This window comes from Xanthomonas maliensis (assembly GCF_009192945.1).
Taxonomy (GTDB): Bacteria; Pseudomonadota; Gammaproteobacteria; order Xanthomonadales; family Xanthomonadaceae; genus Xanthomonas; species Xanthomonas maliensis.
This window is the reverse complement of sequence record NZ_NSET01000033.1, coordinates 16441-26672: the sequence shown is the minus strand read 5'-3', so window position 1 is coordinate 26672 and position 10232 is coordinate 16441. Positions and strand designations below refer to the sequence as shown.

Genomic DNA, 10232 nt, shown 5'->3' with positions numbered 1-10232 from the left:
ATCAGCGCGGCACCACGTAGGCGATGCGGCCGCGGCGCGGCGCCCTGCCGGTGATGGTGCGGCGCAGCTCGGCGATGTATGCCTCCAGCGCGGGCAGCTCGGCTTTGGTGTACTCCACCCGGCGCTCACCGAACGACAGCGACGCCGTCGCCTTACCCAGCAGCAGCTGGTGGCGGACGGCGAGCGCCTCATCGAGATGTTGCTGCGGTGGTGTGGGCATGGGCATCCATCGGCTTGGTCACCGGGGCCCGAAACGACGAAGCCCCGCACGATGGCGGGGCTTCGCTGGTCGCGGCACCTCGCCGCTGACCTATTCTTGGCATGCAATGTCTAGACGCAACTGGTTTGTGCAGAATTTTCAGCGCGAGCGCGCGCCGGACTGGCGCCGCTAAAACGGCCTCGAAATATAACCGAAGATATTCCCAAGAGCCGCATCCTACTCGGCCACCTCGCCGCCCTCCATCTGCAGCGCGTGCTGCCGGGCAGCATCGGGAAACGGCAACTCGTCAGACCTCATCACCTTGAGATTGATGCGCGCGGCGCAGGCACGCACGCCAGCATCATTGGAGACCATGAGCCGTGCGCCGTTGGCCTTGGCGATCGCCACGATCTGCGTGTCGTATTTCACCTTCTGCCAGGCCTCGGAAGAGCCGTCTCTCTTGTCGCCGCGTCCGATCGCAGCAGCGTGCATCTGTGCCGCCTCAAAGGCCGCTGCGATGTCGAACTCCGCCACCTTGACGGCCGCACGCTTGTCGAACGCCTGGACGAACTCAAGACCTGCCTGGTCAGCCAGAATCAGATACTCCGCCAACGCAGGCGTGGGGATGATCGCCTGGCCCTTGCGCTTGTCGATGGAAGAAAACAGGTGAACCAGCCTGATCTTGTCATCGCAATCAGGTCCGGTCAGACAGATCAACGCATTGCAATCAAAGGCGACGAACGCGGGCAGCTCATCCATGCTCAATGGATCCCCCGGAGCTCGCGCCACACCGCCATTGGGTCATCCGCCTCAGCCCACCCATTGCCAGGAATGGCGGCAAGGCCTGCCATCACTTCGACCAGCGGCGTTTCATCGAGCTGGTCATAGCTATCCACCACGCACTTGCCGCTCTCCGGCACCCAGCCATCTTCAGTGCGTTGCCAGCTGCCATGGACGCGCAGCCGCACCATGCCACTACGGAAATGCCGCAACAGTTCACGCGCGAGCGCTTCATCGCGCACCACAAGGTTGTGATCACGGCTCATCTGGTCGCGCACGTAGAGGTGCATGGTGTCATCAGCCCCCTTGAGGCCGGTCACGATGCCGTCAACGGCGCCGTGCTTTTTGACGGTCATGGCTTGCATGGGAATCTGCTCCTCCGAGCGGAACAGGCAGAGCACCTTGCCCTCATTATCCTTAAGTTCGGCCTCACGGAAGCCGTCCCGACCCATGTAAGTTTGGAGAGCTTTCAGGTGCCGCGCTGGCCGGCTGGTGGGCCTGTACTTTGCTTCCTGAACGCGTCTCCACACGCTTTCCCTCCGGCGCGCCGAAACCTTGCCCTTCAAGCCGATGCTGGCATTCTTGATGCCCACGAACACCGGCTTGTTCTCCAAGCCCAGCAGCTCAGCGAACTCTTTGAGGTAGTCGGCCAGCTTGTCCATTGGCAGCGTGGCCGGGCTGGCGCCCGGAATGCGCAGCATGTAGGTCCATCTCGGCGTACCCGCCATTTTCCGATCCCCCGGCGTCACCGGCGGGCAATATCGCCCGCGCATGCTGGCGATATTGCCATGCGCGCGCGTCAACTGCACACACCGCAGCGCTGGCCCGTCATGTAGTCTGGCAGCCAGCCGGCGCACTGGTAGAAGCGTTGCTTGACGCCGTTGCGCCGCCGCTCAACGAGTTGCCAGCCGCGGCGGGGCAGGAGAAGGTCGACGCGGACTCGGATGCCACGATCGGTGGCGTGGACGCCGAGCTCGGCAAGCGCTTGGCACAGTGTTGACTTTCTCGCGGCCTTGCAACCAGGCGATCATGTCGCTGTATCCGCGAAATTCCTTTGCCTCGCCGCCCAACAGCGCCGGCATCCCGACCTCAACCGCGAGATCCTCCGCAGCCAGCTCGTGCACCAGGTTCACGTCGGTGGCCCGCAGCGTGGCGGCGTTGGCCGCAGTGACTGCGCGGGCGCGACTCATGCGCAGGGCGTGGCCGCAACGCACCAGCGCCGCGAAGCTACTGCATACCAGCACGTCGGCGCGGTGCTGCGGGGCCGGCGGCATTGTGGGCACCGGCGGCTCGGCCGGCTTGGCGCCCTCCAGGCCGTAGGTGCCGGCGCGACTGTGCACGAAACCGGGGCATGCACGCGGGCGGTGAGCGGAGTCATCAGGCAACCTCGCTCGACGCTGCAAACGAAAGCGCCCCAGCCACGAACGCATGCGCCGACGCCAGATAGGCGTAGTAGCTCGCACGGCTGATCTTGAGCCCGAGGCGGGCCATGCGCGCGAGCCGGTCAGCCTCGCTCAGGCTCGCCATGCAGTATTCGGTGCGCAACACACGGGCTTCCTTCCAGCGGCCGGTTTGTTCCATGCACTGCACGATGGACTCAACACGCATTGCGTCTGCCGCGAGCTGGGCGATGTCGCTAAATACATCAACGCGCTCGGTGCCCGTGGCTGTGGTGCGTAGCACCTGGTCGCCCGCCACGGCGATGGCCCAGCTACGCAGCTGCTGGTTGAGGGGGGTATCTGCCCGCACTCAGCGCACCCCCGAGCTGCGCAGACCACGACGGAAGCGCGGAACTTGGACAGGGAATGTTTCACGGGAATCCGCCGGAGTAGGCGCAGGCGCCACCATTGCAGATGTTTCACGAGAATCATCCGTAGGCATGTTGAATAGCCCCGGCGCTGCTGGCTGATACTGCTGCTCCAGCGCCTCCCACTGCGAGTCGCGCACCACGTCGGCCTTCACCGCCGGCGCGAGCGACGACCAGACGGCGTACACCAGCGTGTCGAGCGGCTCATTGCGGGCACCCTTGGGCTTGATCCAGTAACCGGATTCCTTGTCGTAGAACTCGACGGTGAGGCCCTTGTAGTAGGCGGGTAGCAGCGCACCGGGATCTGGATTGATCGGGTCCGAAATCTCGTCACCGCGTCCGCCAGGAAAGCGCAGCATGCGGGCGGCGATGTCTTCGGCCTGGCCTTCCGCCTCTGCCTTCTCCTTGGCGGTCACTTCCGCGCTCAGCCACCCATACACCATGTGCTTGAGCACCGACGTGCCTACACCCCACACACCCACAGTGCGCGCGATGGTCTTGTCCCTCGCGTTGACCTCTGTCTTCAGCGGACGGTAGACGGCGCGTTCGTTTTTGCGCTCATTTCGGCCACGGATCAGGTAGACCGTCTGTTTGATGTAGCCACGCGGCGTCTGGATGATGCGCGCCTGGCCGGACTGGTTGACCAGCGACTTCACGAACTGCGCGACGCTCTCAGTCCAGTTGCCGCCATCCAGCGCAACGGCTGTGATCGGCATATCCATTCCACGCGCGGTCTTCCAGGTGCCGACCAGGTACTCGTCGAGTTGGGTGTAGGTGTCGAGGATGGTGGGATCGAGTTCGATGACCGCGTAATCCACCACCCAGCGGCGCTGGCCGCGGCCAGTGGCGATTACCTGGATCTCGGCGCGGTCATGCTGGAAGTCCACGCCCGCCGTCAGTATCAAGCCGCCCAACGGCACGATGCCACGGTGCACGCCAGGCTCGCCCAGCTTGGCTACCTCGTCGGCATCCTGCTCCTGCCGCTCCCCGGCGTAAGGCAAACCGAGCTTTAAGTTGTGGAAGCCCGCCGCCTTGTTCGGGTCGCGGTCGGCCTCAGCCTTAGCATCGGCCAGGTCCTTCCAAGACGGCCCAAGGCCCAGCGGCGCGTACGCTGCCCACGCGTGGTAGCTGCGGTGGTAAGGGTCGGCATCGGGATTGGTTGGATTCCAGTACGCCGTGCCGCCATGCCCGCGCTCGGCGAACATCAGGTCCTTGTGGTGCTCCTCGATCACGCAACCGCTCGCCACGCAGGCGAAGGTGCCATCCGGCTGCAGCCGTTCAACGTCCAGCGTCTGCTCGCTGCCGCAATGCGGGCACTGCACCATGTAGACGCGCTGGTCGCCGGCCAGGTGGCCGGCCTCGATTGCGCTGGCGCCGGCAATCGTCGGGGTGCAGGCACGGTAGATCTTCGCACGGTCGCCATACGACATGGCGCGCGCTTCCAGCTGCTGGTCGGCCGGTCCCTGTCCGCCGATGTCTTTTGGGTATTCGTCCACCTCGTCCATGAAGATGTAGCGCGCGGTGCGCTGGCGCAGCTGCTTGGCCGAGTTGCTCCAGATCACCCACAAGGTACCGCCGGGGAAATGCTTCTCCAGCATGTTGTCGGTGTTGAGCTTGGATAGCAGCTCGGGCATTTCCATCACCGCCGGGTCGAACTTCGACGCGGCCCAGCTGCGCGCCAGGTCCTTCACGGGTTGCGCCACGATCATCGAATCGGCACCGCGGTCGATCACATAACCGGTCCAGTTGATGCCGATCTCGGTAGCGCCGATCTGTGCGGACTTCATGAAGTCCACCAGCCGCACCGGCGAGTGGTCGCTCAGGCAATCCATGATCTCGCGCAGGATCGGGTTGCGGCTGGTGCGCCATGGGCCGGGCTCGGCACCGGAACCCTTGGCGATGATGCGGTTGGCATCGGCCCACTCGCTCACCGTCTGGATCGGCGGCAACTCCCAGGCGCGCTCCCAGGCGTCGCAGACGATCTCTGCAGGGTCCGCCAGCTCCACATCAAACGCATTGAGATCCAGCGTCATGCGTCGTCCTCGGCGGCGTCATTGGATGGCGCAGGCGGTGCCAGCAGCTGCCGTGCTTCCTTCTGCATCGTCTGGGCGATCCGGCGCACCTCTGCGTCAAGCATCGCCTCGATCGCACGCGGATCGCTCTCGGCCGCCAACTTGGCGCGCAGGCGGCCCGGCAGATTCATCATGCTGTTGAGCGCTTGGCGCACCAAGGTGAACACCGCACGCTCCACCCCCTTCGTGCGCGTCAGCTCGCGCGCCTCTTCGCCAAGCTCCAGTTCTGCCAACCGTGCCCGCGCCAGCCTTTCGCGGCGCACCGCTTCCTGCACGCTGGGCACATCGCTCGGCAGCGCACGGGCGGTGGGCACGTCCAGCCGGCTGTTGGCGCCAGCGGTGCGATCGCCGCCACGCAGCGGGTCGGTAATGTCATCCAGCAGCGCATCGCTTGCCGCCACCACGATCCGCTTGCCATCGGCATGCATCACCAGCTTGCCGGACCGGCGCATGCGACGAATGTACGAATCGCTGCAGCCGCGGTGGCTGGCGTACTCGGTGGCAGTCATGGTTTCGGAACTCATACGACCACCTGTGTTCCGAACGGAACCAAAGTCCGGAACGGAAGATGCGCGAAATGTGGGGTCCGAATTACCCGCAGACGGCCAAGGCCCGGGAGGACCCGCGCCACGGTCGCGCCCGCCACGTCGGCCGCTACGGTCGCGGTTGCTGATAGCTGCTCCTGCCAGTCTGCCCGGCGATTCCCGTGGAACACGGAGCCACGCGGGCACGTCCACACCGTCCGCACCTCGGTCGCAAGGTTTGGACGGCCGCAGCCCTTGGAATCATTGAGGTGTCCAGACTGTCCACACTGTCCATACCTGTTGAGAGTTTTTGATTGATGGTGAAAATAGGTCATGTACGTAGGCGCGCGCGAAAGGTGTGGACGGTGTGGACGGCCTTGCCGCAGTAGGCGGGAGGTCTGGACACAGCTGTGGACAGGTGTGGACGTTGGTGGCGAGGTCTGGTCAGAAGTCCGGTGCATCTGCCGCCTCCTGGCTCGCCTGCTCTCGGCTGGCGCCGGCCAGCCACTCGTCCACCGTCAGGCCAGCACGAAACCATCGTGGCTCACGTCCGCCGTCTGGCCATCGCCGTCGATGGTTCTCCCAGCCCAACGTCTTGAGAATCGCGGCCACGCGCATTTGCTCAGGTTTGCCGTGCTTGCCAGGGTCTAGCCCAATGGCGTGGACCAGGATCTCGTCGGTGGTGGCCCAATCCACCTTGGCGGCCGAGAACTTCAAGCGCGCCGGGTAGCGGTCCTCGGCCATGCGGCCATCCAGCCACTTCTCCACCCGTCCCTCCCAGCTGTCGCCCACGTAGCGCGCCGCCTGCTCCTCAGCTGCCTCGGCCGGCAGCTGCCACCACTCGAACCCGGCGTCGAACATGTGCACAGCCTCGGCCCACAGCTGCTCGCGCTGCGCGCTGATCGCATCGATGCGCACCTCGCCATCGGTGCGCACCGGCAAGAAGCGCCGGCCACCGGTGGGGTCGCGCAGGTACTGGTGCTCGTTGGTTGTGCCGGCAAACACGCACTCACGCCGATAGGAGCGTGGTACGCGCTCGTAGGGCGCTCTGAACTTGTCCACGCGCCGGGTGATCGCGGTCTTGACGCTGGTGACATCGGCTTTGGAGAAGCTGTCCATCTCGCCGATCTCCACGCCCCACGCGCCCTGGATGACCTGGTAGAAATCCTTACCGCTGGGCGATTCGCTGGTCTCCACAAACCACTGGCTACCGAAGATTGCGCGCAGTGCGCTCGATTTACGCTTGCCTTGCTCGCCCTCCAGCACCAGCATGAAGTCCACCTGCGCGCCGACTGAGGGCTGCTTGGTGTCGAACCACAGCACACGCGCCACGGCGCTCACCATGAAACATTGCGCTGCGCGCCGGCTGTAGGCCGAATCGGCCGCGCCGAACAGGTTCACCAGCATGCTTTCCACGCGCTCTTCGCCGTCCCATTGCAGGCCGGTCAAGAACTCGCGGATGGGATGGCGCCGGTAACGCCGAGCGACCGCAATCACCGACTTGAGCACCAGCTCGTCGCTGCACTTCATTGCATACCGGTCCGGGTGCTGCAGCCACGCCGCAAGCTCATACGCATCGGAGTCGATGAATTCCTCGCGGCTACCACCACGCCACGGCGGGTCGCGCTCCAGCTTTACTTGGTTGCTCGAATCATTCAGCCACCAGAGCCCAGCCAGGCGCTCGTCGTGCTCCATGATCAAGATCAGGTTGTGCAGCGTGCCTTCAACGTTGCGGTCGCGGTTGTACGTTAGCTGCGCCTTCCACGCATCCGGGTTGTGATCCCCGCCGCCCGGTGGCGCAGTGCCCAGCCCACCGTCCACGACGGTGAGCGCCTTACGCTTGGTCAATGTCATCCCCGCTCGCCCTCTTCGCAGCGTTGTGCCTGCTGCAGGCAGTAGTCGTGCCGGCGTTGGCAGCGCGCCGGCGTTTCGTATGGGTTGCGCAGCGCTGCCTCAGCCGACGCGCGCCAATCGGCGGCGGTGGGCTGCCGATCGCGCCACAAGTCGCACTGCTTGGTGTCATTGCGCACGGCCCGGCACCACGTTGACTTCGATCACTCGCCCTGCCGCCCAGGCCGACAGCTGCCGTGGCGTCCAGCCATCGCGCTCCAATGCATCGGCGATGTCCCAACCATCGGGCATGCCATCGGTATCGATCAGCCGCACGCTGTGTGCGCCCGCGCGTATGGCCAGCTGCGCAAGGCCAGGAATGTAGTGCCCGGCATCGTTACGCCAGCCCAGCATCGCCTTGCGGCCAGCGGCGTCGGCATCTGGCCATAGCACCACATTGCGTCCTGCCAACGGGCGCCAGTCGGTCTTGGGCACAGCATTGCTGCCGCCCGGCCACGATGCGACCGCATACCGCTCCCACGCGCCAGCGCCAGCCGCGCGGCATTTTTCGCCCTCGACCAACAAAACATCGGCGTGCGGCTTGGCCGCCAGCGCGTCCAGTCCGCAGATCGGGCGCGGTGTCGGGAAGTGCTGGATGCACCACTGCCGCTTGCCGTCCGGTCCAACGCACCACGTCACCTGCGGCGTCCACTTCTTCACCTTGCGCGTCTGGCGGTCTGCGAATTCGGCGCGCAACACATACCCCAGCAGCCTGCCTTCGCTGTCGCGGTATGCATCGGCGCGCACTACGCGCATACGCCGCAACCGTCCGCGCTTGGGATTCCAGATCGGCACTGTCCACCCACTGCTCGCCATCAGGTCCGGCGCATCGTCCGGTACCGGCATCAACGGCACCCATGCCACATCCAGCGGCGACTCGATCTCCACTCGCACGTCGTCGCATGCCTGGCGAAAGTCTTGCGCGCCCAGCTGCACGCACGCCTCATGAAAGTCGCAACCGGTAATCGCCATCAAAAAGCCGATCACGTCATGGTGCGCGCCGCAGCCGAAGCAGTGCACGAAGCCCTTGGCGGGGATCACGGTGAACGATGGGGAAGACTCGTTATGGAACGGGCACAGGCCGGTAAACTCCTTGCCGGTGCGGCGCAATTGCACATAGCGCTCCACCACGGCCACCAGGTCCACTGTGGCCTTCAACTGCTCCACATCGATCTTGGTCTGCGTCATCGTGCCCCTCTCCCTTTCAACTGCTCGCGCCGGGCCTGCGCTCGGTACTGCACGCGCAGGTAATCAGCAATGCGCGCACGGCAGCCGATGCCGCCTGTGCAAATGCTCGTGTGCTGGCACTGCTCGGGCAGCGCATCGACCGACGCTTTCCACTGCTGACGCGGTGCCTTGGCAATGTCCAGTGCTTTGGTGATGCAACGGCTCACGCTCATGACCGGGCTTCCAGCGGCAAGGTCGCCTGCGGATTGCTATGCCCCTCGTCTTGCGCGCGCAACCGCTCGCGCTCGGCAAGTACGTCATCGCCGGCCAAGCCAGGTGCATCGCTGTAGAGCAGGCGCAACGCTTCGGCCACGTGCTGCTGCGCGGCTGGGCTCAAGGTGCGGCGGATGCGTGATGCACCGTCGGTCGTCATGTCATGCACCCTTGCAGCCCTTGGCTGCAGCCCGGCGCACGTTGCGCTCCAGGCGGTGGCACATCGTGCGGATCGCCTGCAGCTCATCGACCATCAGGTCGGCTTCCTGCAGCGACAGGTGCGCATCGTCCAGCGCTTCAAGCGCAACGCCAGACAACCGCCCCGCGTGCTTGGCAACATGCAGCAGTTTGGCTTGCATTGCGGCCACCTCATCCGGCCAGCCGTTGTCCGGTGCAGGTGGCACGAAGTCCATCGCCAGTTCGAATTGAGCACCCAACGATTGAATCCAGCATGTGGCCTGAGCCCGCCCGGCGCTTAGCTCCTGCATCCACTCGGTGAGCATCTCTGCCATCTCCATCGACAGTGATTCGCCCTCTAAGCCTCGCAACTTCTTGCGCAGCGATTCCGCAGTGATGGTCTTGCCACGCCGCCCTGTCAGATATGCGGCGGCTGCGCGCACGTTCCCCGGCATCTGCGATACCGCGTTGTACAGAGCGTCGCGCCAGTAGATGTCTGACCGTTGGCACGTCATTGCGCGCCACCCTGAAACGCTGAGCATTTCATCGTGGTGGCGGCCTGGCCGGCAGACGCACCATGTGCGTCATGTACACCACCACCCCACTCCTGCGCTTTACTGCCTTGCGGCGCTACGACGTCCATACGGGCATCGGTGATGTTGTCGCTGTGTTCTTTCTTGCCGAGCAACCCAGCGCAAAATGCGACCAAGCCAACCAATGTCAAGACCGTGGCTGCGGCGGCGCGGATCAATCCCGGAATGGCTGAAGACAAAGACGACCGGACGCCACGATCCCAACGCCGCCGCACAAGATCTAGCACCAGTTCCTGGCTTGGCTTACGCATGGCTGCAAGCCCCTGCATTCGAAATGGCACCCTCAGCCGGCTCAGGAAAATTGAGCGGCCAGCCCACCCGTCGGCGGCGCTCCGTGAGCGCTGCCCATTCGTCGGAGGTCAGGCACAGGTCGGCGATGTCGCCGTTGTTGTAAAGCGGCAGGCCTACCAACGTGGCGAGCTCGCCCGCGCCCAGGGCGTCATCCAACGGCGTGACATGGCGGGACATCAGGCCACCTCCTGCGTGCCGACAGCGGGGCCACCGTGTGACTCAGCTAAGCGAATGAGTGCCACGCCAATATCGAATGCGACCGATTTTTGACCGTGCTTTACCCGGTGGATGGTCGGTTGAGAGGTGCCGACCTCCTTGGCGATCCGCGATTCGGACCAGCCTGCCCGGACGAGTTGGAGAACTGCCTGAGTGGGGTTGGATTCGTTCATGGCGCCATCCTATACACAAACGAATAGGTCATGCAATACGGAACCGATCTATGCCGCCGACTTATCTCCC

15 protein-coding genes are annotated in these 10232 nt (G+C 64.6%); all 15 read right to left on the bottom strand.

The features are described 5' to 3' along the window. Window position 1: 1 nt before the first annotated feature. The 15 genes from gpW to CKY51_RS11100 all read right to left on the bottom strand — a co-directional run bounded on the left by gpW (window position 2) and on the right by CKY51_RS11100 (window position 10162). Window positions 2-220, bottom strand: a complete 219-nt coding sequence (gene gpW / locus CKY51_RS11170; RefSeq protein WP_022972509.1) for a gpW family head-tail joining protein — start codon at window positions 218-220, stop codon at window positions 2-4. A 216-nt stretch (window positions 221-436) separates the two neighbouring features. Next, window positions 437-958: a PIN domain nuclease gene (locus CKY51_RS11165; protein WP_152249223.1), complete on the bottom strand. Its 522-nt coding sequence runs from the start codon at window positions 956-958 to the stop codon at window positions 437-439. 2 nt (window positions 959-960) lie between these two features. Continuing rightward, window positions 961-1680, bottom strand: a complete 720-nt coding sequence (locus tag CKY51_RS11160) for a hypothetical protein (protein WP_152249222.1) — start codon at window positions 1678-1680, stop codon at window positions 961-963. A 192-nt stretch (window positions 1681-1872) separates the two neighbouring features. Further along, window positions 1873-2319 (bottom strand): hypothetical protein, encoded by a 447-nt coding sequence (locus tag CKY51_RS22580; RefSeq protein WP_022972512.1) that lies wholly within the window; start codon window positions 2317-2319, stop codon window positions 1873-1875. A 37-nt stretch (window positions 2320-2356) separates the two neighbouring features. Next, window positions 2357-2728: a hypothetical protein gene (locus CKY51_RS11155; protein WP_022972513.1), complete on the bottom strand. Its 372-nt coding sequence runs from the start codon at window positions 2726-2728 to the stop codon at window positions 2357-2359. Beyond that, a complete protein-coding gene (locus CKY51_RS11150) occupies window positions 2729-4819 on the bottom strand; it encodes a terminase gpA endonuclease subunit (RefSeq protein ID WP_244952531.1) in 2091 nt (696 codons plus the stop codon). After that, window positions 4816-5382, bottom strand: coding sequence for a hypothetical protein (locus CKY51_RS11145; protein WP_022972515.1), 567 nt, complete (start codon window positions 5380-5382; stop codon window positions 4816-4818). Before CKY51_RS11145 ends, CKY51_RS11150 begins: the two co-directional genes overlap by 4 nt. Window positions 5383-5826: 444 nt before the next feature. Continuing rightward, window positions 5827-7236, bottom strand: coding sequence for a virulence-associated E family protein (locus tag CKY51_RS11140; RefSeq protein WP_152249221.1), 1410 nt, complete (start codon window positions 7234-7236; stop codon window positions 5827-5829). Between the two features lie 165 nt (window positions 7237-7401). Continuing rightward, a complete protein-coding gene (locus tag CKY51_RS11130; protein ID WP_022972518.1) occupies window positions 7402-8460 on the bottom strand; it encodes a DNA primase in 1059 nt (352 codons plus the stop codon). Then, window positions 8457-8672 (bottom strand): hypothetical protein, encoded by a 216-nt coding sequence (locus CKY51_RS11125; RefSeq protein ID WP_081641389.1) that lies wholly within the window; start codon window positions 8670-8672, stop codon window positions 8457-8459. The genes CKY51_RS11130 and CKY51_RS11125 overlap by 4 nt, the downstream gene beginning before the upstream one ends. Further along, window positions 8669-8872 carry a hypothetical protein gene (locus CKY51_RS11120; RefSeq protein ID WP_022972519.1) on the bottom strand — a complete coding sequence of 68 codons (204 nt, stop codon included), beginning with the start codon at window positions 8870-8872 and terminating at the stop codon, window positions 8669-8671. The genes CKY51_RS11125 and CKY51_RS11120 overlap by 4 nt, the downstream gene beginning before the upstream one ends. 1 nt (window position 8873) lies before the next feature. Continuing rightward, window positions 8874-9404, bottom strand: a complete 531-nt coding sequence (locus CKY51_RS11115; protein WP_152249220.1) for a hypothetical protein — start codon at window positions 9402-9404, stop codon at window positions 8874-8876. Next, window positions 9401-9733: a hypothetical protein gene (locus CKY51_RS11110; protein WP_238319528.1), complete on the bottom strand. Its 333-nt coding sequence runs from the start codon at window positions 9731-9733 to the stop codon at window positions 9401-9403. The genes CKY51_RS11115 and CKY51_RS11110 overlap by 4 nt, the downstream gene beginning before the upstream one ends. Beyond that, the gene (locus tag CKY51_RS11105; RefSeq protein WP_022972521.1) at window positions 9726-9950 is read right to left on the bottom strand and encodes a hypothetical protein; all 225 of its coding nucleotides are present in this window, start codon (window positions 9948-9950) and stop codon (window positions 9726-9728) included. The genes CKY51_RS11110 and CKY51_RS11105 overlap by 8 nt, the downstream gene beginning before the upstream one ends. Further along, entirely contained in the window at window positions 9950-10162 is a 213-nt protein-coding gene (locus CKY51_RS11100) for a helix-turn-helix domain-containing protein (RefSeq protein ID WP_038221114.1), read from the bottom strand. The genes CKY51_RS11105 and CKY51_RS11100 overlap by 1 nt, the downstream gene beginning before the upstream one ends. Between the last annotated feature and the right edge of the window lie 70 nt (window positions 10163-10232).